Here is a 239-nt window from a genome sequence, read left to right on the forward strand (position 1 = left end):
CCCTCCTTCCCGGTACTATGCTGAGGACAGGCTTTCATTCGGAGAACTATCATGGAAAACATTGCGCTCATTGGTATCGATCTGGGTAAAAACTCTTTCCATATTCATTGCCAGGATCGTCGCGGCAAGGCTGTTTACCGTAAAAAATTTACACGGCCAAAGTTAATCGAATTTTTGGCGACATGCCCCGCTACAACCATCGCAATGGAAGCCTGTGGTGGCTCTCACTTTATGGCACG

1 pseudogene is annotated in these 239 nt (G+C 47.7%); it reads left to right on the forward strand.

What is annotated here, in order from left to right:
- Window positions 1-51: 51 nt before the first annotated feature.
- Window positions 52-239, forward strand: a pseudogene (locus ACSIPU_RS31450) (IS110 family transposase); the annotation flags it as partial.

It is taken from the genome of Klebsiella sp. HN106 (genome assembly GCF_051209435.1).
In the GTDB taxonomy this organism is placed as follows: domain Bacteria; phylum Pseudomonadota; class Gammaproteobacteria; order Enterobacterales; family Enterobacteriaceae; genus Klebsiella; species Klebsiella oxytoca.